This is a genomic window from Actinomadura chokoriensis (assembly GCF_041463665.1).
GTDB classification, from domain to species: Bacteria; Actinomycetota; Actinomycetes; order Streptosporangiales; family Streptosporangiaceae; genus Spirillospora; species Spirillospora chokoriensis_A.
This window is the reverse complement of the sequence record NZ_JAXCEJ010000019.1, coordinates 124,924-147,996: the sequence shown is the minus strand read 5'-3', so window position 1 is coordinate 147,996 and position 23,073 is coordinate 124,924. Positions and strand designations below refer to the sequence as shown.

Below are 23,073 nucleotides of genomic sequence, written 5' to 3'. Positions count from 1 at the left end.
GATGACCTACCTATCCCGCATCCGAATCAACCCCCTGCGCGCCGAAAGCCGCAAGCTCCTCGCCAGCCCACGCGCCATGCACTCCGCCGTCGTCGGCGGAATCCCGACACCGCCCGACGCCGAACGAGCCCTGTGGCGGCTGGACACCGACAACCCCCACCGGCCCATGCTGTTCGTCCTCAGCTCGTCTCGTCCCGACTGGACCCACCTGGTCGAGACCGCCGGCTGGCCCGACGCCGACGGCGAGCATGCGGCCGTCCGCGACTACAAGCCGCTGCTCGCCCAACTCGCACTCGGTCGTGAATTCCACTTCCGAGTCACCGCGCACCCCGTACAAAACACCTTCAACCCGATAAAGCCCACGCCCGCGCAACGCGAACGCACCGCCCGCGGCAACCGGCGTGCCCATCGCATCTCCCACCGCACCGCCGCCGCCCAGCTCGCCTGGTTCCTGGAACGCACTGCCAAGTGGGGCTTCAACATCCCTGAAGCCCGCACCGATCCCGCGGCGCCCGGACTCGACAACCGGCCGCCCCGACCCGCACCCGACATCCGGATCATCGCCCGCGACCGCCAGTCGTTCACCAAGAACGGTCGCGGCGCCCCCATCACCCTCTACACAGCAACCTTCGAGGGCAGACTCCGCATCACCGACACCGACCAAGTGACCCAAGCACTGCTAGCAGGAATCGGCCCCAGCAAGGCATACGGCTGCGGCCTCCTCACCCTCGCCCCCCTCACACCAACCGGATGACCCCATGCCAGACATCTGGTGGAAAGCCCACCCCCACGACCTGCACAGGATCGCTGACCGCGTATCCAGCGTCTACGTCGAACGCAGCCACCTCGACCGTGATGAGAACGCCGTCGTCATCATCAACAAGCGTGAAACCGTTCGCGTGCCCGCCGCGATGGTCGCTGTCATGCTCCTGGGACCTGGCACCCGGGTCACCCATGGTGCGATCCGGCTGCTCGCCGACTCCGGCACCGCCGTCTGCTGGGTCGGCGAACAAGGCGTCCGCATGTACGCAAGCGGCCTTGGCCCGGCCCGCGGCGCCGCCCTGTTAAACCGGCAGGCTTACCTGGTCACGCGGCCCAAAGAACGGCTCAACGTCGCCCGCGCCATGTACGGCATGCGCTTCCCAGGAGAAGACGTGTCAACGGCGACCATGCAGCAACTCCGCGGCCGGGAGGGCGCTCGCATCCGCAAGCTCTATCACCAACACTCCCTTCGCACCGGGGTTCCTTGGCAAGGACGTGATTATCGAGCCGGCGACGCCTTCGCGGCAGGCGACGACCTGAACCGCTTGCTCTCCGCAGCACATGCTGCTCTCTACGGCATCTGCCACGCCGTGATCGTCGGCCTCGGCACCAGCCCCGGTCTCGGGTTCGTCCACACCGGATCAGCCGTTTCCTTCGTCCTGGACATCGCCGATCTCTACAAAGCCGACTACACGATCCCGCTCGCCTTCGACCTCGCTGCCCGGGGACTCACCGACGAACGCGATGCCCGTCTCGCGCTTCGAGACCGAATCGCCGAAGATCGCCTGCTCGGACGCATCGTCGATGACGTCAAGGCCCTCCTCACCGCGGACGACGCTGATCTCTCCGAGGAGGATGCGAACCAGCTGTGGGACGAAAGAGACGGCACCGTATCCGGTGGCGTCAACTGGGCTAACGACTCTGACTTCGACCTGGTACAGCCCACCATGGGAGAAGATCACATTGCGGTAATCGGTCCCGAATTCGACCAGCCCACCCCCAAGCCGGGTGACTCGTGACAGTCATCGTGCTGATCGCCGCCCCCGAGGGCCTCCGAGGTCACCTCACTCGGTGGATGGTCGAAGTAAACGCCGGTGTTTTCGTCGGCAATCCCAGCCGCCGGATCCGTGACCGCCTCTGGGAGCTGCTCGCCACCCGCATAGGCGACGGCCAAGCCATCCTCGTCGAGCCCGCCAACAACGAACAGGGCTGGGCCGTCCGCACTGCCGGACGAGACCGCTGGCGCCCGGTCGATTTCGACGGGCTCATCTTGTCAGCACGCCGACGCCGACCCGAATCAGCGCAGCAAACCAACTAAACGAAAACGCCCTCCTTCCCGAGCAACGTCCCAGCTCAGCAAGTGTCGGCCCCGCGCCCGCGGGGATGCTCCGTACAGGCCCTCCGGGTTCAGTACCGCGAGGTCGTCGGCCCCGCGCCCGCGGGGATGCTCCCCTCAGCGGTGGTGAGTTCGCGGCCCATCAGGCGTCGGCCCCGCGCCCGCGGGGATGCTCCGTCGGCGATGGTCGCGGTGACGTCGCTGCCGTCGTCGGCCCCGCGCCCGCGGGGATGCTCCTGCTCGCCGGGCGGTTGATGTGGAGGGTCGGGGGTCGGCCCCGCGCCCGCGGGGATGCTCCTGCCGAGGGTCTCGTCGGCCACGAGTACGACGTGTCGGCCCCGCGCCCGCGGGGATGCTCCCCGGATGTCGATCGACGACTTGTCCAGGGTGCTGTCGGCCCCGCGCCCGCGGGGATGCTCCGGCGTGCCGCCCCGCCTGCGCCGTGGGGTAGTCGTCGGCCCCGCGCCCGCGGGGATGCTCCGCGCAGCCAGGGCCGCAACACCTGCGAGGAGTGGTCGGCCCCGCGCCCGCGGGGATGCTCCAGGGGCGCAGTGCCCAGGACTACGACGGTCCGCGTCGGCCCCGCGCCCGCGGGGATGCTCCAGCGGTCAGGATTGCGGTCCGCGCGGCCGGGGGTCGGCCCCGCGCCCGCGGGGATGCTCCATCGGCCCAGCCCGCGAGGAGGGTGGGGGTGCGCGTCGGCCCCGCGCCCGCGGGGATGCTCCATGCCGAGCAGCAGACACACCACGTCCCTGACGTCGGCCCCGCGCCCGCGGGGATGCTCCGCTTCGCGTCACCATGGCGCCCGGCAGCTCGATGTCGGCCCCGCGCCCGCGGGGATGCTCCTATACAGCCACTGATGTTCTTGCAGGCGTTCCACGTCGGCCCCGCGCCCGCGGGGATGCTCCCACCGGCCCGTCCCCGCGGCTCGTCGAAGGCCGGTCGGCCCCGCGCCCGCGGGGATGCTCCCGTCAACCCGCTGTACTTCGCCCTGACCGACACGTCGGCCCCGCGCCCGCGGGGATGCTCCCGCCGACTGCGGCCCCGGGTGCGCGCCATCAACCGTCGGCCCCGCGCCCGCGGGGATGCTTCTCGGTGGACGTCCGTGCCGGGCGTGTAGCCGGGGTCGGCCCCGCGCCCGCGGGGATGCTCCGGACGATCAGGACGGCAGCGCGTAGGCGGCCGGGTCGGCCCCGCGCCCGCGGGGATGCTCCCTTCTTCCGCGAGCCCTCCATGAACTTCGTGAGGTCGGCCCCGCGCCCGCGGGGATGCTCCTACCACCCTCGTCGCCACCCCGGAGAGCGGCGGGTCGGCCCCGCGCCCGCGGGGATGCTCCTACCTGGACGGATGACCATGACCTACCCCCCCGGTCGGCCCCGCGCCCGCGGGGATGCTCCGGGATCCTCACCGGCATCACGTACCTCCAGGGTGTCGGCCCCGCGCCCGCGGGGATGCTCCGGCTCCAACGACCCGAGCCAGCTCACCAAGCGCGTCGGCCCCGCGCCCGCGGGGATGCTCCCGGGACGAGGATGCCTTGACTCGGGGCCCACTGGTCGGCCCCGCGCCCGCGGGGATGCTCCCGGGTTCGTCGTGCCGTAGTCGATCCCCAAGGCGTCGGCCCCGCGCCCGCGGGGATGCTCCTCAGTATTTCCACGGGTGATCGTCCCGGTTAATGTCGGCCCCGCGCCCGCGGGGATGCTCCGCAAACCCCCTCGTCACCCGGGGGGGGAGCGGCGTCGGCCCCGCGCCCGCGGGGATGCTCCCCCATGAGGATCAGGAGTCCGCTACGGTCTCCGGTCGGCCCCGCGCCCGCGGGGATGCTCCGACGACGCTGATTTTCGAGCTGCTCGACCACCTGTCGGCCCCGCGCCCGCGGGGATGCTCCGGCCGTCATGTTCGCCGTCGCTCTGGCCCCGGCGTCGGCCCCGCGCCCGCGGGGATGCTCCCACCTCCCGCGTCGGCCCCGGCACCACCGCGCTGTCGGCCCCGCGCCCGCGGGGATGCTCCCGTCACCGTGTACACCGGTGTGACGACCTGCCCGTCGGCCCCGCGCCCGCGGGGATCTCCCCACTGGCCACCACGGCGCTCAGTCCGCCCAGGGTCGGCCCCGCGCCCGCGGGGATGCCCCGAGTTCCACGTACGTCGCCACGTTGTCGGCGTCGTCGGCCCCACTGCCCGCGGGGATGCTCCCCGCGCGCGGTGGGGGGCGCGCGCCGCGCAAGTCGGCCCCGCGCACGCGGGGATGGCTTCCCAGGCGGGCTGTGAGCGTCCGCTTGACGGCCCGTCGGCCCGCGCCCGCGAGGATGGTTCGCATGCTTGGGTAAGAGTGAGGATGACCGCACATCTGTCAGCGTCGGCCACGTCGTACGCGGGAAGGCTCTGTGGGCGTTCCCAGTTGCTCCTCCCGCGCGGTTAGTTCTTGATGCCCCGACAGGGTGCTGGTGGATGAAACTGGGTGCGGGGCGTAGCGCCTGCTGACGTCGTCTCGCCTTGGTCCGGACGTGGCCGCGGGTTAGTTTACGCTGGAGCCTGTGCCTTCGGGTGTTGGCGGTTGCCGCTGCAAGCGCGTGTGTACGTGTCTTTAATCGTTTCGGGCTCCGCGGGCGGTGCGTTCGCTGTCGGCCGCGCCACCGTTCCGGCTCGAAGGGAGGCCCGTCATGCACCTGATTTATAAGCGGGTCGCGGTGATCGATGTGCACAAGAAAGAGGTCCGGGTCGCGGTCCGCACGCCCGGTGTGCCCGCAAGGGAACCCGGCACAGCGAGATCCGCAGGTACCGCACCTTCTACTTGGTTCGAACCGGCGCGGGAAGATCTATCCCGCATCTTTGGCGCCGGTTGACACTCAGGCCGGACAGCTCTCCGATAGTGTTGGGCCCGTACACGGTCACGCTGCGTACGGGCCTGGATGTTGCTATGACGTGCAGGGGATAGCTATCCCACCCGGACGCGGTAGACGTCGCCAATCAGGGTTGCTGTCGGCATATGCAACTGGAAGCGATCACCCCTCGGACACTTCACGACAAAGTGGGACAGGTTCACATCTGTCCCACTTTGTGGTTTCTGCACTTGGCGGAGTACTGGTGCTGAATCCAAGAGCGCCAGTACGTTCATCAGACCCGTTGCGAACCTTCGGGCAGAACGTCCAGAGCGCGGCCGAGGGCGGCAGCGAGCGGGGCGGCGCGGTCGGGAACGTACCGCTCGGCCCACGAAGCGGCCAGGCGGTGGAAGGCGATCAAGTCGCGTTCCACGCCGGCCAACAGACGCCGCAGGTCGGCGGTGGGCAACTCGATCATCGGACTGTCATCGCGCTCGACGTCGACGATCATCCGGACTACGTCGCCGTGACGTTCAGCGCATGGATCGGGATCGTGTCCAAGGAAGCCGCTCGAGGCACGGCCGTCGACGACGCTCCACCATTCGCGCCAGTCCTCGATCCCGCTGCAGCAACCGGGCAGCAGGGTGATGCCCGTCGCCGTATCGATGACTCGCAACCCGCCGGGTGCGAAGAGCGGCTCCATGGTGAGAAGGCCATGTAGGAAGGCCCCGAGCGGATCAGCCGGACGAGGTGGACGACCGTCCTCGGGATCGATGTCGTTAGCTTCGGCGATCCTCATCACCGCCGTGCCGACCTCGATCGGAAGGAGAGTGCCGCTGAGCGGCAGGTAGCCGAACGGCTCCGACCCGGCGACCGGCCAGAGCGTGAAGTCCTCTGGCCGGTACACCTCCAAGACCGGCTGCATCTCAATCACCCTTGAAGTCTGTCTCACACCCCCCGGCGGCACCTCACGTTTTCCGCGGACGTGATCCCGCCGAGCGGCACGATCAGGGCTGCAGGTAAAGGTCATGTGGACCGAGACTTCCCTGACCCGCGCCTGAGCGCCGTGCCGGTGTGGCTACCGTGCGTACTCAAACGGCAGGGTGGCGGATAAGGGAACCCGGCTTTGGGGTAGCGGCCTCGTACCGTCTCGGACACAGGATTGCCCCATAGGTACCGCGAAGAGCTCGATTTGGGAGGTCTTTCCCGGGGCGGGCTCTTTCTCGTTCGCGCGGATCACAGCGCAGGACGACCGGGCGCAGACGACGGCGAGGCCGTTCGCTCTGAGATAAGAGACGAGACCGTGCGGTGACTCGGCTTCGTGGACTTCCGAGAGTTGCTGCGTCAGTTCGGCGAGCAGGTGGTCTTCACGGAGGTAGAGGTTCTTCGGCGCGTCGGGAGGCCGTGGCTCCGGTATCCGCTTCCTGGTCCTCCTCCGGAGGGCCGCCGCCGGCGGCGGGCGTCCGGGATGTCGGCCCAGGGCGCCAGATCGTGGCTTCGCGCGGCCGAGCTGTGCGAGCTGACGATCGAGGAGTACCTCGACAGCGGCGCCGCCACCGACGCCAGAACCCGCCGCAAACTGATGACCCGGGCTCGGTTCCTGGTCTCCCACTGGGGCACGGGCTGGCTGATGAGCCACCATGAATGCGAGGCCGCGCTGACCAGCCTCAACCGGGCGCTGGCCGCGGCCGACGCCACCCATTCCGACGCGGACGGCCCCGACGCCGCCGATGTACAGGCCGGTGTCGGTGAGTGAACCCTCCCAGCGGCGACGCCCCGGTCACCGCGCGGCCATGGAGCGACCCCACGCATACAACCGCACCGGCGGATCTCCGAAAACCTATGATGGTCGAGGTAGATATTCGCGGCAGGGTGGGGTATCGTTCCTGTCATCGAAAGGAACGAGTCCGACAGGCGCGGCAGAGGACGAACTGCCCGCACAGATGGATGACGCAGGCCGGGCGTGCCGGGGTCAACGCAGTGGAAGGGACTCCGGCAGCCGGTCTTGCGGGCGGCGGCCAACGGGTCGTCGTGAGCACCAAGGCAAGTGGCAACAACACAGGTAACGCGGGAAACATCGGTAGAGAGAACATGGAAGGAGGGTCTCGGCACCATCGGGATCGCCCGTCGCAGGCAGTTTCAGTCATGCCGGGCGGGTACCGCAGCCCCACGGATTGGACGGTGGTTGACGGTCACGCATCCGCGATCCCCGCGCCCCTGCAAGAACAGGCCGGCGCGGAAGACACCCGGCCGCAGCGCCGGATAGATGGTGTTGTACCTCATGGCCCCGGCGCCGTCTTTGGGCGCCGGGGCCTCGTCGTTCTTCCCGACCAAATCCGCCACCGACAGCCGACGCACGTGCAGCGACGAACAGTACGGAAGGTTTTGTGAGAGCACCCCAGCCGGTTCAGCCCGGTACCCGACCAGCACACCGCGACCCGCGTCCCGCCGAGCCGGGTCCGGTGCAGAGCACCCCCGCCACCGAAATCGATAGCGAGCTCGAAGACAAGCTTGACGATGAGGACTACCCGGCCTACAGCATGGGCCGGGCCGCCGAGATCCTCGGCGTCACTCCCGGGTTCCTGCGCGGCCTGGACGCCGCGAAACTGTTCGTCCCGCAACGCTCGGCCGGCGGCCACCGCCGCTACTCCCGCTACCAGCTGCGCCTGGCGCACCGCGCCCGTGACCTGGTCGATCAGGGCACCGCCCTGGAGGCGGCCTGCCGCATCATCATCCTGGAAGACCAGCTCGCCGAAGCCCAGCGCATCAACGCCCAACTCCGAACACGCCTCGACCAGAACCCCGCCCAGGCAACCGAAGGGGGCTGACCTCGGCGGATTCCGCTGATCTGGTGTACGGTGGGGATCAATGGTTGTAGTCGAGTTTTGCGAACGTGAGAACGCCCGCGGAGTTCCTCCGGCGGGCGTTTTGTCTTTGGGGGCGACTCCAGGCGGGCGTACGGCCAGCAGCCCGGACCACGCGGCCGCGTGGTCCGTCGCCCGATGAGAGGACACCAAATGACTCAGGGAACCGTGAAGTGGTTCAACGCCGACAAGGGGTTCGGGTTCATCGCCCCCGATGACGGCACCGCCGACATCTTCGTCCATCAGTCCGTGATCGACAGCGACGGCTTCCGCACCCTGGAAGAGGACCAGAAGGTGGAGTTCACCTCCATCCGCGGCCCCAAGGGCATGCAGGCCGACCTGGTCCGCGCGCTTTAACAACGCGCACCAAGAACAGACCGCCGACGGGCAGGACCGCGCAAGCGGCCCTGCCCGTCGGCGCAGCCAAGGGGCGACCTCCGGTCGCGCCGACCATTCAGGGCATTGCCCCCGTGCCCACCTGAGCAATCGAAATAGCTCCCTCCTCCTCGAAGGTAATGAGATCGGGCAGATCCCTAGTGCAAGCGTCCCCGCGGGGGACTGCCGCGTGTAGGAGAAAGTCGGCCCGCGAACCGCACGGACGGCGGCCTGGCGGGCGTTCGTCCGGCCGGTCAGTGCGGCCGCACCTGCATAGGGTGCCTGCATAGGGTGCCTGCATAGGGCGTGGCCACCCCCGTGCACTGAGAGGTACCGGCCCCATGAGGCTCGAGCTCACCAACTACGAGGCCCTGTACGGCTGGGGCGTCGTCAACAACAGTGCCGCTTGGCATGCTCAGCACAACCGCAAGCCCTCTGCGGCCGAACAGGCGGTCGGAGACATCCTCTTCGCGGCTTACGACTGCCGGACCAGCACCACGACCACGGTCGAGCTCAGCGACGACGAGCGCGCGAGCCTCGCCGCGTTGGTCAGCGAACACATCGCAGCGTGGGTGAAGCGCGGCCAGGAGAACGCCGCAGCACCTCACCTGCGCTCGCTGATCGTGAAGCTGGGCGGCTGAACACGCCTGCACCGGGCAGCACGACGAAAGTTCCGCCTCGCCGACGGTGTCCTGCCGGCTCCCTTTCGAGCCCGCATGTTGCCAGACGGGCGTCGCGCGTGGCCCCAGCGGGTTAGCGCTCAGCCGAACCACTGCCGAACGACCCTGCGGGATCACGCGCCCGCAACCAGGCCACGATCACCGGCCCGATCCCCCGCATGCTCGACGAGGCACTCGCCTGGGCACGACGAACCTTCGACACCGCGATCGTCTCGGCACCCGGCGGCACCGTCCACGACGAACCGGCCTTCCCCCTCATCGCCTTCCGCGAGATCATCGCCAACGCGCTCATGCACCGCGACCATGCGTCATCGAAGCCCTCGCCACCGGCATCCCCATCGTGACCAAGACACTGGCCGAAGCGGGACTCCCGCCCGCGCACTACATCGACGTCGGCATCCGCTTCACGGTCCTCCTTCGCAGGACCACCTCCACCACTCGGCCCGGCGATGACCTCAACCAGACAGAACTGCGCGTCTACGACGCACTGGCGACCGGCGCGCGCACCGTGGCAGAACTCCAGGGCCAACTGAACCTGACCGCCCCCAACATCCGCCAGGCCCTCCGAGGGTCGCGTCACCGGGGACTCATCGAACAACACGGCGGAAGAGGCCGAACGACCACCTACCGCCGACCAGCGGACTAGAAGGTATCCCCCAGGTGCGGAAAGTGATCTTGCTGGGGGAACGTGCGCGGTGTGACCACGACTGCAGTGATCCCGGCCCGTGCCCTAATCGTGTTGACCGCCCCCGGCAGACGGTGCTGGAGTCGGCAGGTGGACAGCATCCCCGCCAACCGGCGGTTCTGGAACCAGATCAGCAGCGCCTACCAGCACGAGCACAACCCGCAGATCGGCGCCGCGCCCCGGCTGTGGGGCATGTACGCCATCCCCGATGCGCACTTGCGGGCCCTGGGCGACGTTAGGGGCAAGCGCGTCCTCGAACTCGGCTGCGGCGCGGGCCAGTGGTCCAGGTCACTCGCCGCCGAGGGCGCCACCGTGGTCGGGCTCGACCTGTCCGAAGCCCAACTCGCCGCAGCGGCCCGCGCGATGGGAGCGGCCCGCTACCCGCTGGTGCAAGGCGCCGCCGAACTGCTCCCGTTCCGCGCCGGCAGCTTCGACCTGGTGTTCTGCGACCATGGCGGGCTTAACTGGGCGCCCCCGCATCTGGCCGTCCCGCAGGCCGCACGCGTCCTACGCCGCGGCGGGCGCCTGGTGTTCAACACAGCCAGCCCATGGTTCGAAGCCTGCTACGACGAGGAGGCCCGCCGCGTAACCACCACGCTGCACCACGACTACTTCGGGCTGAACACCATCGCCGAAGACCACGGAGCGGCCAGCTATCAGCTCACCTACGGCGACTGGATCAAGACCCTGCGCGGCGCGGGCCTCGTCATCGACGACCTCATCGAGCCGCGGCCCGGACCCGGAACACCCAACGGGTACAACGAAACCGATCCGCCCGACTGGGCACACCACTGGCCTGCAGAAATGCTCTGGATAACCCACAAGCCATAAACGCCGCCGCACCGAGACGTGAATGTTTACCATCGAGTCAGCGGCGTTGAGATTAGCCGGTTGCATCGAATTTACGGCACGGTCTCCGTGCATGGTCGTCCCGTCGACGAGATCAAGCCCGTCGTGTCTTGAGCCCGAGCTTCCGGTACAGGTTCGAATTGTCGTCAGGGTGTGCGTTGACGACGGCGTGAGCGGGTGCGCCGGTCTGGTGAACAGTTCCTCCAGCCGTCGCTGGAGATCGCTTGGTCGGCCGGGCTGGCACGGCACCCCGATCCTGGCCGAGGAGCCGTCCGGAAGATTTTGGGCACCTCAGTCGGTCAGGGTGGCGCGTCCGGGTCGCGGCGCCGGGCGTTGCGCAGCACGTCGTCCAGGTCTCCGAGGCGGTCAAGCTGCTTGACGGCGCGAGCAGTGCGGTTGTTGCGCGCCAGCCGTTCGCGGTGGCGGTGAATGAACTCCCAGTAGCCGGCGGTATAGGGGCAGGCCAGCTCGCCGACGCGTTCGGTGGGCCGGTAGGCGCAGGGGCCGCACAGGTCGCTCATGCTGTTGATGTAGGCGCCGCCGGAGACGTACGGCTTGGTGGTGATGCGGCCGCCGTCGGCGTACTGGGACATGCCGATCACGTTGGTGAGCATCACCCAGTCGTATCCGTCGACGAAGCAGCGGTGGAACCAGTCGGTCACCGCCGCCGGGTCCCAGCCGCGTTGGAGGGCGTGGTTGCCCAAGATCATCAGCCGGGGTATGTGATGTACCCAGCCCCGGTCGCGGACCTGCGCCAGAGTGGTTGACAGGCAGCGCGCCTGCACGGCGTCGGCGTTCAGGTGGGCGAACCAGTCCGGCAGTGGCGCGTGGTGGCCCAGGGCGTTGGACTCGCGGTAGCGGGGGCCGAGGTACCAGTAGAGATTCCACATGTACTCTCGCCATCCGGCGACCTGCCGGATGTAGCCCTCGACGGAGTTGAGCGGTGCCTCCCCCGCACGGTAGGCGTTCTCGGCGGCCTCGACGCACTCCGCCGGATCCAGCAGCCCAAGGTTGAGCGAGGCGGACAGCAGGCTGTGGCTCATGGCCCAGTCCTCGGCCAGCACCGCGTCTTCCCACCGGCCGAAGGTGGGCAGGCGTTTCTGCACGAATGCGCGCAGGGCTCGCCGGGCCTCGGCGCGGCTGGCGGGGAACCGGCGTGGTCCGTCCCGGCCGACGAACGATACGTCCCCGCGCCGCTCCCACCGGTCCAGGTCGGCCCTGACCTGGTGGTCGATGGCGTCTTCACGCGGCCGGTAGGGTGCCGGCACCGGCAGTACCACGGCGTCCTTGGGCGGGGCCTCGCGGTTGTCGGTGTCCAGGTTCCACTTGCCGCCCGCGGGTTGTTCGCCGTCCATCAGCAGGTCGTGGTCTCGGCGCACGTGCCGGTAGAAGTCCTCCATCCGCAGGTGCCCGGCGGAGTCCGCCCATCGGCCGAACGCGTCCGGTTGCACGAGGAAACCACGCGGCGGCAATACCTCCACCTGCTCCAGCCCCTGCACGAAGCGAAGGGCGCCGTGGGACGTGGGGTGATGGACGGTCACGGGCGCGTCGCCGACGGCTCGGGTGAGGCCGTCACGGTAGGTCTCCGCCTGGATGTAGCGCACCCGATCACCGAGTTCGGCCGCGCGGTGCCGCATGGCGGACAGCACCAGGTGCGCCTTGGCACGGTGGAAGCGGCGCCGGCGGAAGACCCCGCGCGACTCGATCATGACGATCTGGCTGTCAGGCCGCAGGAAGTGCGGGCCCATCTGGTCCCCGAAGAGCCAGTGGAACGCGGCCTTCGAGCGGTCGTGCGTCCCCACGCGCATCCTCCCCCGAGATGCCTGGACGTCCGCTCAGTGTGGCGCACGAGCCGCCGCAGGCACAGACGGCGCGCTGACGAGCGAGGCCGGCAAGACCTGCACGGGTTCCTCTGTCGGGGCCTGGTTCGGAGTGACCACGGACACGGCGGGCATGGTCCCCATGAACGGATGTTGCCACGTCGGTCGTGCTGAGCAGGAGAAACCGGCGCCAAGTGGCCGGGACAATCGCTCCGGGGGAGGAGAAGCGATGCCCGAAAGCGTCATCATCGTTGGGGCGGGACTGGCCGGGTTGGCCTGTGCCGTGCGACTGCACCAGGCCGGTGTGCCGGTTCGGATGCTGGAGGCGTCCGACGGGATCGGCGGCCGGGTGCGCACTGACGTGGTGGAAGGGTTCCGCCTGGACCGCGGTTTTCAGGTCTTCAACACCGCTTATCCCGAGGCCCGACAGGTCCTGGACCTTGCGGCTCTGGACCTCCAGCCGTTCTCGTCCGGTCTGCTGGTGTTCCACCGAGGCCGCCGGGAGCGGGTGATGCTGCCATGGAAGCATCCCGAGCACGCGTTGAGCGGTGCCTTCGCCGATATCGGCACCATCGGCGACAAGGCGGCGCTGGCGGCGATGACCGCCCGGGACCTGACCGCCTCCGGTTCCTGGCTGCGCGACTGTCCCGAACGAAGCACCTACGACGAACTCCGCCTGCGGGGCCTGTCCGATGTGATGATCGACCGGCTGCTGCGCCCGTTCCTGGCCGCCGTGCTGCTGGAACGCGACCTGGAGACCTCCAGCCGGTTCTTTCACCTGATCTGGCGGTCGTTCGTCCGCGGCACCATCAGCCTCCCCGCGTTGGGAATGGGCCGCATCCCCCGGCAGCTCGCCGACCGGCTGCCCGAAGGGACGATCTCGCTCAACACACCCGTCCACGAGATCACCGACTCGGGCGTGCGAACCGGCGACGGTTCCACCGTCCAGGCCCGCGCCGTGGTCGTCGCCACCGACCCCGTCCAGGCGGCCAGGCTGCTGCCCGAGGTCGAAGCACCCGTCATGCGCGCGGTAACGACCTTCTACCACGCGGCTCCCTCCTCGCCGCTGCGTGAGCCGATCCAGATCATCGACGCCGAGGGGATCATCGCCGACACGCTGGTCCTCACCGACGCGGCCCCGCGCTACTCGCCGGACAGCCGCGCGCTCATCTCAACGTCCGTGCTCGGCCTCGGTGCGGACGAATCACGCGTGCTGGAGCGGTTGACCGAGATCTACGGCGACACCTCCGGATGGCGGCTCATCGGGACCTATCCGGTCGAGGCGGCGCTCCCCGCGATGCCGCCCCCGCTGCGAATGCGGCAGCCGGTGCGGCTCCGGCCGGGACGGTACGTCTGCGGCGACCACCGCGACACCGGCTCCATCCAGGGGGCCTTGGTGTCGGGACGCCGCGCCGCGCAGGCCGTCCTCGCCGACTCCCGCCTGCGGGCGACCGTCCCGATCTCGGGATGAGCGAGGGCAGCCGGGCGGCGCTCCCAGGCTCCCTGAGCATTGAGCACCCGTAGCTGCAGGTCAGGGAGAACTCTCCCCTCCGGCCCCGTGTGGAACGGCCGGCCGTGTCACCGAGGGGCGGTCTTCGCGCCGTGCGCGGGTGGACTCGGCTGGCGTGGTTCTCGTGGGCCGCAGGCTCTGGTCGTCAGAGCGCTGGGGCGGTCACCACGGGACGCGGCCCTGGTCATTGAAGAAGCCGCCTGTGGGGCCCGTGTCGGGGAGCGTGGCCAGATCCACGATGACGCGGGCGCCCTCCTCGACGGTGCGAGTGCCGCGGTGACCGGTCATGTCGGTGGCGGTGTAGCCCGGGGTCGCCGAATTGATCTTGATGTGGAACAGCGCGGCGTCGCGGGTGAAGGCGTGCGCGTACTGGACGGTCAGCATGTTCAGCGCGGTCTTCGACGCCGAGTACGCCATCCGGCGGTCGGCGTCCCCGCCGAAGTCGGTGCCGCCGCTCGTCAGCCCCAGGGAGGCGGTGGTGCTGGACACGTTGACGACGCGCGGGGCCGCCGAGGCGCGCAGCAGCGGCAGCATCGCGTGGACGATCGTGGCGACGGAGAAGACGTTGACCTCGAAGACGTGTCGCATCTCCGCCGCCGTGGTGTCTGCGGCGAGCCGGTCCACGACGGCTCCCGCGTTGTTGACCAGCACGTCGAGGCGGCCGTACTCGCGGCGCAGCCGTTCGGCGACCGCGTCAACGCCGGCCTGGTCGTTCACGTCGAGTTGGACCGGGACGGCCGACCCGTCGTCGCACAGGTCTTCGGCGGCCGCGACGCCGCGTTCCGGATCGCGGCTCCCCATCACCACGGTCATGCCGTGCCCGAGGAGCTGACGGGCGGTCTCCTTGCCCAGCCCCTTGTTCGCCCCGGTCACGAGCGCCACAGGGCGGTCGGTCATAGCGCACTCCGTTCCTTGACAACACTCGAAGATGATACGGCCTGTATCATCTGATACAAGCTATATCACATCGCATGCGATCCGGAGTCGCGCGGGCGTGGAAGGGGCGGGGACGTAAGGGGAGGGAGGGAGAAGCCTGGACGCGCGGGATCGTCGCCAAGCAGTAGTCGTACACAGGCCCCTTGGTCACGCGTCCCGGCTGAGTTGCGGCTGTTCCGCTGAGGGCGCCGGGACGGGACGTTCTCGCCGGTCCGCGCCGATCAGCCGGACGAATGAGACGAGCAGGGCGAGGAGCATGATCCCCGCCAGGGTGGAGAAGACGTGGCGCAGCCCGTCGGTGAACGCCACGGCCAGCGCGCCGTCCAGATCCGCCGAGCCCACGAAGATCGCGATGGCACGGTCGCGCGGGATGGACAACGACGCGGCGATGATGGCCAGCGGGAAGGAGAAGACCCAGCCGAAGCCGGCGAAGGTCCGCAGCATCCCGGAGGAGATCCCGACGAACTCGGGCGGCGCGGCCTTCATCACCGCCGAGCTGTTGGCGGGAATGAAGAAGCCCAGCCCGATCCCGTTGACGATGTTGGCCGCGACCACGAGCCAGAGCCCGTTGCCGGTGGTGATCTGCGCGTAGCCGGCCAGGGCGGCGACCTCGGCGCCCAGCCCGATGGCGACCGGGAGCAGCGGGCCCGCCCGGTCCGCCAGCCGACCGCTGAACAGGCAGATGATCCCGGCGATGACATAGCCCGGCATGATCGCGAGCGCGGTGCGCAGCGGGGACAGCCCCTCGGGCCCCTGGAGATACATGATCGCCAGCCACAGCACAGCGTAGTTGGCCAGCCCCTGGAAGAGCGCGGCCAGCAGCGGGGCGGACAGCGCCGGGATGCGGAAGAGCGACAGTCGCAGCATCGGGTCGTCCTGCCGCCGCTCGTGCCCGACGAAGAAGCCGAGCAGCGCGATCCCGCCGAGCGCGGCTCCGCGCGGGACGGGGCCGGGCTCGGCGGTCGCGATCTCAATGATCGCCCAGAGCAGGCAGAGCAGGCCGGCGCCCAGCGTGCCCATCCCGACGAGGTCGAGCCCGACGCGGCGGCGTCCCGTCCCGCCGTGCAGGACGCCCCGGGCGCAGGCCATCACGATCACCCCGACCGGCACGTTGATCAGGAAGACCCAGCGCCACGACACGTAGCTGATGATCAGGCCGCCCAGGCCGATGCCGAGCACCGCGCCCAGGCTGAACGCGACCCCGGTCCGGCCGTAGGCCCGGCCGCGCTCGTCCGGGGGGAAGACGGCCGCGATGATCGCTCCGCTGGTGGCGGTCACACAGGCCGCGCCGGTGCCCTGGAGCAGCCGGAACGCCACCACGGAGACCGGGTCCCAGGCGAGGCCGCAGAGCAGCGACCCCAGGGTGAGCAGGAAGAATCCCGCCCGGTAGACGCGGGTCGGGCCGTACAGGTCGCCCAGCCGTCCGGCCTGGGTCGTGAGCAGCGTGTTGACCAGCAGGAAGCCGATGACCACCCACACCAGGGAGGTCAGCGCGGCGTCGAGGCTCCGCTCCAGGGTGGGCAGCGCCAAGACCACGATCGTGGTGTCCATCCCGGAGAGGAAGACCCCGGTCATGACCACCGCGATGACCGACCGCTTCCTCCGGCGGGTCGCCGCTGGTCCGTCCGGGGAGTTCAACGGCGCACCGCTGTGACGATCAGGAAGGTGCCGGGGGTGTACTCGTCCACCACGGTCATTCCGGCCGAGGCGAGCGTCTCCTCCATGTCCTTCTGGTCGAACGAGGTGACGCCCAGGCACGACTCGTGGCAGCGCTGGAAGTACCGGTAGAGCGGGTCGGGCGAGGGCCGGTAGGTGAGCATCGTGAACGTGCCGCCCGGTCGCAGGCAGCGGCCGACCTCGTGCAGCGTCGCGTCTGGGCGCTCGATCGACTGCACGGTGTTCCAGCAGTTCACCGCGCCGAGCGAGGCGTCGCCGAAGGGCAGCCGCCCGCCCGCGCCGCGCACCACCAGGGACTCCGGCACGACCTCCCGCAGGCGGCCGACCATCGCGGCCGCCAGGTCGAAGGCGATGACCCGCTCGCCACCGAGCCGGTCGGCCAGCACCCGGGTCCAGCGGCCCGTCCCCGCTCCGAGGTCCAGCAGCGGGCCGTCGGCCGGACGGACGTGCTCGGCGAGGTACCCGTCCTCATCGGCGACCGACAGCGCGCCGTTCCAGTTCGTCCCGTTGATGCGCAGGAAGGCCGGGCGCAGCAGCGACTCGTATCTCGACAGGTAGAGCGGGGAGTTCCCGGCGATCTGGTCTCCGGCCCCCACCGGCTCACCGGAAAGGTCGAGGTATCCGTCCCGGGACGGATAGTCGACGGCGCAGGAACGGCAGGCCAGCATCGCGGCGTCCCGCGCGAGCCGTCCGCCGCACGCCGGGCACCGGAACAGGTCGGCGTGCGCGCCGGGTGGTGGAGAGGCCGGTCCGGCGGGCTCGCGGTGAACCTCCGGCCCCGGTTCAGGTGGAACCTCCGGCAGAACGCGCCCGGTGGTGATCGCAGCGCACGCCCTGCCGCCCATGTAGGCGAGGAGCGTCCGGGTGTCCTTCTCCCAGAACGTGGACACCGCGTCGGGTTCCAGGGCCGTGAACCATCTCCGTTCCTGGTCGCGCTCCGCGTCGTCGAGCGCCCACCGGATCGGGGAGGGCCAGGTCCGGCCGATGGCCGGCGCGTCCGGGTCGAACGCGGCCAGGCATCGTTCCAGGCGGGAGAGATCGTCCTGGTCCAGGGCGGCGCTCCTGGCCACGCGGAGGATCCGCGCGGCGTCCTCGGGGAAGTGCGCCAGGAGGTAGACCAGGGCGGCTCCGGACGGGTCGCCCTCCCGCAGCGTGGCCAACTGCCGCAGGTACCCGTCCAGCCCGGCGCGGACGCTCCCGCGCAGGCCGTGGTCGTCGGATTCGGCCGTCTCGGTCAGCAGACCGAGCAGGACGGCGAGATGACCGCGCCGCCCGTCCGGGACGGACTGGAAGAGCTCCCCCGTCTGCCGCGCCAACTCGGACGCGTCGGGCCGGGGCCTCCCGTCCGCCCACACCGTGTGGAGCAGGTCGAGAAACTGCGGATGGATCTCTTCCACGTTGGTCCGGCAGAACCGACCCAGTCGTTCGCCGAACGCGGCGGACTGTGGACTCATGCCTGTGTTTCCCCTCAGCACCGGTGACGCGGTGGGTCCGCGTCATGACGAGCGCACGCCCGACCATGCCGGGCGAGCCGCGGGAGAAAAGCGTCGAACGGATATGCCGGACGCCGCTGGAAGCCAGCAGAGGAAATACCAAGGTTGGATGGTTTCGCCCACTTATAACAGGGCGCGTCGACGACGTGCAAGGGGCCTAATTCGAGGCGCTGCGGCGAGTCGCCGGAACCGGGCAGGTCAGTTGCTGAGTTGCAGATTGGTCAACGGATCGGGGGCATTGTTGTGGAAAGATGAAATCCGCCTGTCAGAGACGTTTCGAGGACCGTTTTGTGATACTGGTCACAGGTCTTTGAATATTGACCGGATGACGATAGTCGCGCTCCCGAACACCAAGTCACGCGCGATATTGCTAGGGTGACTAGTCGGTTTGACCGCCGCCTTGACGGACATCCGGAGGAAAAATGGAACAACGTCGGCTCGGCGCGGGCGGGCCCTTGGTCTCCGCCCTGGGACTCGGCTGCATGGCCCTGTCGGGACGCTACGGCCCCGCCGATGACGCGGAGAGCCTCGCGATGCTCCACGCGGCCCTGGACGACGGCCTCACCCTGCTCGACACGGGCGACTTCTACGGCGTGGGCCATAACGAGACTCTTATCGGGCAGGCCCTGCGCGGTCGTGAGCGCGACCAGATCACGGTCAGTGTGAAGTTCGGGGTCATGTGCGAACCCGGAGGTGGATGGGGGCGGCTCGACGCCCGCCCCGAGGCCGTGCGCAACTCCCTGGCCTACACGCTGCACCGCTTGGGCACCGATCACGTGGACGTCTACCGACCGGCCCGCCTTGATCCGCAGGTGCCCATCGAGGAAACCGTCGGAGCGATCTCCGACCTGGTGACCGCTGGATATGTGCGGCACATCGGATTGTCGGAGGTCGACGTGGAGACGCTTCGCCGGGCGCATGCCACCCACCCCATCTCCGACCTACAGGTCGAGTACTCGCTTCTCTCCCGCGATATCGAAGCGGAAGTGCTGCCGTTCTGCCGTCGGCATGGCATCGGTATCACTGCATATGGGGTGCTCTCACGCGGCCTGCTGACCGGGAGCTGGACCCGTCCCCGAGGCGGTGCCGAAGACATTCGCGGGGGGTTCCCCCGTTTCCAGGGCGCGAATCTGGAACACAACCTGTCCCTGGCCCGCGAACTGCACAAGGTCGCGGCCTCCAAAGGCACGACGGCCGCCCGGCTCGCCATCGCCTGGGTGCTGGCTCAGGGGGAGGACATCGTCCCGCTGATCGGGGCCCGCACCCGCGCGCAGCTCACGGAATCGCTGCTCGCCCGGCGACTCGACCTCACCCGAGACGATCTCGAAGCCGTCGAACGGGCGCTGCCCGCCGGAGCGGCCGTGGGCGACCGCTACCCCAGCCGGCCCATGGTGTCGTCCGACAACGAACAGTGACGGGACACCCCGCCCCGTCAGAAGGAGGAGCAGATGGCCGACCGACCGACGACAGCGATCCTGCACCCGGGGCAGATGGGGGCCGCGTTCGCCCGTCAGGCACGCCGCAACGACGTGGACGTGGTCTGGCTTCCGACCGGACGCAGCGCGGCCACCCGCGAACGCGCCGAGGCCGCCGGGCTGCGACCGGTGCCCGACATCGGGACGCTGGTCGAGACCAGCCTGGTGATCATCTCGATCTGCCCGTCGAACGCCGCCGAGGACGTCGCCAGGTCAGTGGCCGGCCAGGGGTTCACCGGGACCTTCGTCGAGGCCAACGCGATCGGGCCGGAACGGGTCGGGGAAATCGCGAAGCTGTTCGAACCGAACGGGGCCACGGTCGTGGACGCCGGGATCCTCGGCGCGGCGAGTACCAGGATGCGGTTCTACCTCTCCGGCCCGGCTCCGGGGGTCTCCGCCGTCGCGCGGCTGTTCGACGGCACCGACGTCGCGGCGATCCCGCTTGACGGCGGGGTCGGCACCGCCTCTGCCCTGAAACTGGCCTTCGCGCTGTGGCAGAAGGGAGCCCGCGCACTCGCGGCGGTGTCCTACGCCCTGGCCGACCGATACGAGGTCGCCGAGCGGCTGTGCGCCGAGGCCGAGACCGAGGCCGACGCGGAGGCCGAGCGGACCGGCCGGTCACCCTTCAGCAGCCCGGAGGGCTATGTGCTGCCCGCCGCAACGCGCGGCTGGCGCTGGGAACTGGAGATGGACGAGATCGCGGGCTCCCTGGACGCCACCGATCTGCCGGACGGACTCCCCCGAGCGGTCGCCGACGTGTTCGCACGATGGGCCCCGTTGAAAGACCGGCCCGCCGAAGACCTGGCCGAGGCCCTCGCCCTCCTGCGCGTCGGGAACCGCGACGCCCCTCGTCCGGCCTGACCACACGGCCGGCCCCGCCCCCGGCCGCCTCGTGCACCCGGCCACGCCCTTCCCGCGGAACCCCATAACGCTTCCCGTGGGTGCTCTGGGCGTTCCTTCAGGTGCTCTGTGCGTTTCCTGCACTCCGGACGCTTCCGCAGGCCCGGTGCGCTTCCCGCAGGGAGCGTGACGCTTCCGTAGCCCCCAGGGGCGCTCGCCGCCGGGGGCGATAACCACCTTCCACGAATGTTCGTGGCGCTTTTCGCAGCCCATTCGTGGAGGTTTCCGCAGGTCGTCTGGTGGCGTGCGCAGTGGGCCGCTGCCCCAGCTTCCCCGCTCGACCCGGATGTGATACAAGTAGTAACGTATGATACTGGCTGTATCATCCGGAGGTATTCATCCATGGCGACCAGCGAACAGGAGTCGGTCCCGACCACCAAGGTCGAACAGGACCGGCTGTCGCGACTGCTGATGATCCTGCTGGCCACGGCGGTCGGCGCGGCGGTGGCCAACCGGTTCTACATCGAGCCGCTGCTCAGCCTGGTCGCGCACTCGTTCAAGGTGTCCCCGACCGCGGCGGGGCTGCTGGTGGCGAGTGCGAACGTGGGCTACGTCCTCGGCCTCATCCTGCTGGTGCCGCTCGGCGACCTGCTGGAGCGGCGTCGGCTGCTGACGGGCATGTTCCTGGGCGCCGGGGTGCTGGCGCTGGGGTGTGCCGCCGCGCCAGGGCTGCCACTGCTGGCACTGGCGCTGGCCGGCCTTGCGATGCTCTCGGTCTGCGCACAGATCCTGATCCCGCTCGCCGCCACCCTGGCGGCTCCAGAGGAGCGCGGCCACGTCGTGGGCTTCGTGACCAGCGGGCTGCTGGTCGGCACGCTCGGCGCGCGCGCCGTGAGCGGGTTCGCGGCGGGGGTGGCCGGGTTCCGGCTGATCTTCGTCGTCGCGGCCGTCGCGATGGTCGTGCTCGCGCTGCTGCTGCACCGGGCCCTGCCGGCCCTGCCGTCGGCCCAGCAGACCGGCTACCGCGCGCTGCTGGGGTCGGTGCTGACGCTGGTGGCCCGCGAGCCCGAACTGCGCAGGCGCATGGCCCTGGCGTTCCTCCAGTTCGCAGGGTTCACGGTGCTGTGGGCTCCGATGGCCTTCCTGCTGTCCGGCTCGCCGTACCACTACGAGCCGACGGTCATCGGCCTGTTCGGACTGTTCGGCGTGGCCGGAGCGCTGGCCGCCCCGTGGGCGGGGAAGCTGGGCGACCGCGGCCGCAGCGGGCTCACCGTCACCGTGTCGCTGGTCGTGATGCTCGCCGCCTGGGGGCTGATCGCCCTCGGCGACGGTTCGCTGATAGCGCTCATCGCCGGGATCGTGCTGCTGGACGCCGGCTTCCAGGGCGCCCACATCAACCACCAGCGGACCGTCTTCGCGCTCCAGCCCGCGGCGCGCAGCCGCGTCAACACCGCCTACATGTTCGCCTTCTTCCTCGGCGGGGTGGCCGGATCGACACTGGCCGCGATCGTCTACAACGCGGGCGGCTGGTCCGGGATCTGCGTCCTCGGCGCCGCCCTTGCGACCCTGGCGTTGGCCGTCTGGGCGCTCTGGAAACCACGCCGTCCCGAAGGCGATGCCGAGAGCACGGAACGAGCCTGACCATGCCCCGCACCGCCCCGGACACCGCACGGACCACATGGCCGGCCGACTTGGCACGGGTCAGTCGGACGCGATGCTCGCCGGAGCGTTGCGCAGTGTGTCCCGGACGCGAGCGCGGAGCCAGGCGTGCAGCGGGTCGGCTTCGCTACGCGGATGCCATGCCATGCGGACCGTGACGGACGACACCAGGAGAGGAAGCTCGAATGGGCGAATCCCCGCCGCGAGCAGCCCCGGATGGATCATGATCTCCGGCACGACCGCCACCAGGTCGGTATGGCTGATCATGGAGAAGGCGGAGGTGTAATCGCGGGTCGCGACGGCCACCCGGCGACGCAGTTCGTATTTCGCCAGGGTCGCGTCGACGGCTTCGGTCACCGACTCGGCCTCCAGGATCTCGATGTGCGAGGCGTCCGCGAACACTTCCATATCCGGTGGGCAGTGAACGAGCTCATGTCCGGCCCGAGCCAATCCGACGTAACGACTCAACAACAAATTCTCCACCCGAAGCTCGGGAGAGGGCGAGTGGACTCTGCCAATTGCCAGCGCCGCCGTTCCCTCCCGCAGTGCGGTGTCACCCGCCTGCCCCTCCGGCAGAAAACAGAATGTCGCACGCGACGCCTGTGGATGATCGTCTGAAAGAAGATGCGGGGCGAGAACGCCCGCGTATCCGTCCTCGATGATCAACGCGAAGTTACGCCAGGCGCCGGTCGATGCGTCCGGCTCCCCCGAGGAGAGCAGCACCTCGGCCTCCTGGACCAGCTGGTGGACACGTTCCCGCAGTTCCGTGCCCCTGGGAGTGGCCACCATGCCACGTCCGGCCCGTGCCAGTATCGGATCCCCCAGCCGTTGCTGGATACGGCGGAGTGCACGGCTCATGGCGGACGGTGAGAGCCGTAGGCGTTTCGCCGCCTTGGTGACGCTCTCCGTCTGGAGAAGCGCATCGAGCGCAACGAGCAGCCGAAAATCATTGATGAGCGACAACTCGGGTTTGTCATTCGACGTGACCATGATCAACGAGTCTCCTTACACCGGGAGCACCTGACCACGTTAACTCATATTTTGGTTCCATGTTGTTTCGGATCACCCCTAACCGATACCGTGGATCGGTCCAGAATCACATAATCAGAAATTCGCGATCGACCGGGTGACCGTGAAAGCCGATTCAGCCGAGCCAATGTTTCCAGCAGATTACAGACTCGGAAACCACTGAGATGCAATGACTGACCGGGAGCCCGAGTGGAGTGAAGCTGCTGCGCGAATGGCGCGTGCATTCACGGATACATGAGATCGGGCCCGGACAGGGCGTGTCCGGGC

20 protein-coding genes and 1 CRISPR repeat array are annotated in these 23,073 nt (G+C 69.3%); of the genes, 14 read left to right on the top strand and 6 right to left on the bottom strand.

Annotated elements, in window-relative coordinates:
* Position 1 precedes the first annotated feature (1 nt).
* Genes cas6e through cas2e form a run of 3 tightly spaced genes read left to right on the top strand, consistent with a single transcriptional unit; the run spans position 2 to position 2,080 of the window.
* Positions 2 to 754 (top strand): type I-E CRISPR-associated protein Cas6/Cse3/CasE, encoded by a 753-nt coding sequence (gene cas6e, locus SM418_RS26965; protein WP_371943853.1) that lies wholly within the window; start codon positions 2 to 4, stop codon positions 752 to 754.
* A 4-nt stretch (positions 755 to 758) separates the two neighbouring features.
* Positions 759 to 1,781, top strand: a complete 1,023-nt coding sequence (cas1e, locus tag SM418_RS26960; protein WP_371943854.1) for a type I-E CRISPR-associated endonuclease Cas1e — start codon at positions 759 to 761, stop codon at positions 1,779 to 1,781.
* Positions 1,778 to 2,080, top strand: coding sequence for a type I-E CRISPR-associated endoribonuclease Cas2e (cas2e, locus tag SM418_RS26955; protein WP_371943855.1), 303 nt, complete (start codon positions 1,778 to 1,780; stop codon positions 2,078 to 2,080). Before cas1e ends, cas2e begins: the two co-directional genes overlap by 4 nt.
* A gap of 44 nt (positions 2,081 to 2,124) precedes the next feature.
* A CRISPR array of direct repeats spans positions 2,125 to 4,226; the repeat unit is 28 nt; unit sequence GTCGGCCCCGCGCCCGCGGGGATGCTCC.
* A 983-nt stretch (positions 4,227 to 5,209) separates the two neighbouring features.
* Here the strand turns inward: cas2e and SM418_RS26950 are convergent.
* Positions 5,210 to 5,839, bottom strand: coding sequence for a hypothetical protein (locus tag SM418_RS26950; protein WP_371943980.1), 630 nt, complete (start codon positions 5,837 to 5,839; stop codon positions 5,210 to 5,212).
* Between the two features lie 543 nt (positions 5,840 to 6,382).
* Between SM418_RS26950 and SM418_RS26945 the strand changes: the two genes are divergently transcribed.
* The 7 genes from SM418_RS26945 to SM418_RS26915 all read left to right on the top strand — a co-directional run bounded on the left by SM418_RS26945 (position 6,383) and on the right by SM418_RS26915 (position 10,349).
* Positions 6,383 to 6,670, top strand: a complete 288-nt coding sequence (locus SM418_RS26945) for a hypothetical protein (RefSeq protein WP_371943856.1) — start codon at positions 6,383 to 6,385, stop codon at positions 6,668 to 6,670.
* Between the two features lie 784 nt (positions 6,671 to 7,454).
* Complete coding sequence (locus SM418_RS26940; RefSeq protein WP_371943981.1) at positions 7,455 to 7,742, top strand: MerR family transcriptional regulator; 288 nt, start codon at positions 7,455 to 7,457, stop codon at positions 7,740 to 7,742.
* A 189-nt stretch (positions 7,743 to 7,931) separates the two neighbouring features.
* Positions 7,932 to 8,135 (top strand): cold-shock protein, encoded by a 204-nt coding sequence (locus SM418_RS26935; protein WP_131737330.1) that lies wholly within the window; start codon positions 7,932 to 7,934, stop codon positions 8,133 to 8,135.
* 359 nt (positions 8,136 to 8,494) lie between these two features.
* Positions 8,495 to 8,794, top strand: coding sequence for a hypothetical protein (locus tag SM418_RS26930; RefSeq protein ID WP_371943857.1), 300 nt, complete (start codon positions 8,495 to 8,497; stop codon positions 8,792 to 8,794).
* Between the two features lie 197 nt (positions 8,795 to 8,991).
* Positions 8,992 to 9,177, top strand: coding sequence for a hypothetical protein (locus tag SM418_RS26925; RefSeq protein ID WP_371943858.1), 186 nt, complete (start codon positions 8,992 to 8,994; stop codon positions 9,175 to 9,177).
* Positions 9,174 to 9,479, top strand: a complete 306-nt coding sequence (locus tag SM418_RS26920) for a hypothetical protein (RefSeq protein WP_371943859.1) — start codon at positions 9,174 to 9,176, stop codon at positions 9,477 to 9,479. The genes SM418_RS26925 and SM418_RS26920 overlap by 4 nt, the downstream gene beginning before the upstream one ends.
* Positions 9,480 to 9,608: 129 nt before the next feature.
* Complete coding sequence (locus SM418_RS26915; protein ID WP_371943860.1) at positions 9,609 to 10,349, top strand: class I SAM-dependent methyltransferase; 741 nt, start codon at positions 9,609 to 9,611, stop codon at positions 10,347 to 10,349.
* Positions 10,350 to 10,666: 317 nt separating this feature from the next.
* Here the strand turns inward: SM418_RS26915 and SM418_RS26910 are convergent, their stop codons facing one another.
* Positions 10,667 to 12,169 (bottom strand): cryptochrome/photolyase family protein, encoded by a 1,503-nt coding sequence (locus tag SM418_RS26910; RefSeq protein ID WP_371943861.1) that lies wholly within the window; start codon positions 12,167 to 12,169, stop codon positions 10,667 to 10,669.
* A gap of 247 nt (positions 12,170 to 12,416) precedes the next feature.
* Here SM418_RS26910 and SM418_RS26905 point away from each other — a divergent pair, with 247 nt between their 5' ends.
* Positions 12,417 to 13,658 carry an NAD(P)/FAD-dependent oxidoreductase gene (locus SM418_RS26905; RefSeq protein ID WP_371943862.1) on the top strand — a complete coding sequence of 414 codons (1,242 nt, stop codon included), beginning with the start codon at positions 12,417 to 12,419 and terminating at the stop codon, positions 13,656 to 13,658.
* A gap of 201 nt (positions 13,659 to 13,859) precedes the next feature.
* On the opposite strand, the gene SM418_RS26900 is transcribed toward SM418_RS26905, so the two are convergent.
* The 3 genes from SM418_RS26900 to SM418_RS26890 all read right to left on the bottom strand — a co-directional run bounded on the left by SM418_RS26900 (position 13,860) and on the right by SM418_RS26890 (position 17,764).
* The gene (locus SM418_RS26900; RefSeq protein WP_371943863.1) at positions 13,860 to 14,594 is read right to left on the bottom strand and encodes an SDR family oxidoreductase; all 735 of its coding nucleotides are present in this window, start codon (positions 14,592 to 14,594) and stop codon (positions 13,860 to 13,862) included.
* 186 nt (positions 14,595 to 14,780) lie between these two features.
* Positions 14,781 to 16,208: an MFS transporter gene (locus SM418_RS26895; RefSeq protein ID WP_371943864.1), complete on the bottom strand. Its 1,428-nt coding sequence runs from the start codon at positions 16,206 to 16,208 to the stop codon at positions 14,781 to 14,783.
* Between the two features lie 59 nt (positions 16,209 to 16,267).
* Positions 16,268 to 17,764, bottom strand: a complete 1,497-nt coding sequence (locus tag SM418_RS26890; RefSeq protein WP_371943865.1) for a class I SAM-dependent methyltransferase — start codon at positions 17,762 to 17,764, stop codon at positions 16,268 to 16,270.
* Between the two features lie 461 nt (positions 17,765 to 18,225).
* Between SM418_RS26890 and SM418_RS26885 the strand changes: the two genes are divergently transcribed.
* From SM418_RS26885 to SM418_RS26875, 3 genes are all read left to right on the top strand, one after another.
* Complete coding sequence (locus SM418_RS26885; RefSeq protein ID WP_371943866.1) at positions 18,226 to 19,218, top strand: aldo/keto reductase; 993 nt, start codon at positions 18,226 to 18,228, stop codon at positions 19,216 to 19,218.
* Positions 19,219 to 19,251: 33 nt separating this feature from the next.
* The gene (locus SM418_RS26880; RefSeq protein WP_371943867.1) at positions 19,252 to 20,139 is read left to right on the top strand and encodes an NAD(P)-dependent oxidoreductase; all 888 of its coding nucleotides are present in this window, start codon (positions 19,252 to 19,254) and stop codon (positions 20,137 to 20,139) included.
* 381 nt (positions 20,140 to 20,520) lie between these two features.
* Positions 20,521 to 21,759 carry an MFS transporter gene (locus tag SM418_RS26875; protein WP_371943868.1) on the top strand — a complete coding sequence of 413 codons (1,239 nt, stop codon included), beginning with the start codon at positions 20,521 to 20,523 and terminating at the stop codon, positions 21,757 to 21,759.
* A gap of 60 nt (positions 21,760 to 21,819) precedes the next feature.
* On the opposite strand, the gene SM418_RS26870 is transcribed toward SM418_RS26875, so the two are convergent.
* Entirely contained in the window at positions 21,820 to 22,767 is a 948-nt protein-coding gene (locus SM418_RS26870) for a LysR family transcriptional regulator (RefSeq protein WP_371943982.1), read from the bottom strand.
* Positions 22,768 to 23,073: the final 306 nt, after the last annotated feature.

Excerpts from the sequence above, each read along its gene's own strand:
- SM418_RS26935 (WP_131737330.1), top strand. The coding sequence starts at position 7,932 with ATGACTCAGGGAACCGTGAAGTGGTTCAACGCCGACAAGGGGTTCGGG.
- SM418_RS26875 (WP_371943868.1), top strand. The coding sequence starts at position 20,521 with ATGGCGACCAGCGAACAGGAGTCGGTCCCGACCACCAAGGTCGAACAG.
- SM418_RS26890 (WP_371943865.1), bottom strand. The coding sequence starts at position 17,764 with ATGAGTCCACAGTCCGCCGCGTTCGGCGAACGACTGGGTCGGTTCTGC.
- cas1e (WP_371943854.1), top strand. The coding sequence starts at position 759 with ATGCCAGACATCTGGTGGAAAGCCCACCCCCACGACCTGCACAGGATC.
- SM418_RS26870 (WP_371943982.1), bottom strand. The coding sequence starts at position 22,767 with ATGGTCACGTCGAATGACAAACCCGAGTTGTCGCTCATCAATGATTTT.
- SM418_RS26950 (WP_371943980.1), bottom strand. The coding sequence starts at position 5,839 with ATGCAGCCGGTCTTGGAGGTGTACCGGCCAGAGGACTTCACGCTCTGG.
- SM418_RS26945 (WP_371943856.1), top strand. The coding sequence starts at position 6,383 with ATGTCGGCCCAGGGCGCCAGATCGTGGCTTCGCGCGGCCGAGCTGTGC.
- SM418_RS26925 (WP_371943858.1), top strand. The coding sequence starts at position 8,992 with ATGCTCGACGAGGCACTCGCCTGGGCACGACGAACCTTCGACACCGCG.
- SM418_RS26900 (WP_371943863.1), bottom strand. The coding sequence starts at position 14,594 with ATGACCGACCGCCCTGTGGCGCTCGTGACCGGGGCGAACAAGGGGCTG.
- SM418_RS26885 (WP_371943866.1), top strand. The coding sequence starts at position 18,226 with ATGGAACAACGTCGGCTCGGCGCGGGCGGGCCCTTGGTCTCCGCCCTG.
- SM418_RS26940 (WP_371943981.1), top strand. The coding sequence starts at position 7,455 with ATGGGCCGGGCCGCCGAGATCCTCGGCGTCACTCCCGGGTTCCTGCGC.
- cas6e (WP_371943853.1), top strand. The coding sequence starts at position 2 with ATGACCTACCTATCCCGCATCCGAATCAACCCCCTGCGCGCCGAAAGC.
- SM418_RS26895 (WP_371943864.1), bottom strand. The coding sequence starts at position 16,208 with ATGACCGGGGTCTTCCTCTCCGGGATGGACACCACGATCGTGGTCTTG.
- SM418_RS26930 (WP_371943857.1), top strand. The coding sequence starts at position 8,495 with ATGAGGCTCGAGCTCACCAACTACGAGGCCCTGTACGGCTGGGGCGTC.
- SM418_RS26880 (WP_371943867.1), top strand. The coding sequence starts at position 19,252 with ATGGCCGACCGACCGACGACAGCGATCCTGCACCCGGGGCAGATGGGG.
- SM418_RS26905 (WP_371943862.1), top strand. The coding sequence starts at position 12,417 with ATGCCCGAAAGCGTCATCATCGTTGGGGCGGGACTGGCCGGGTTGGCC.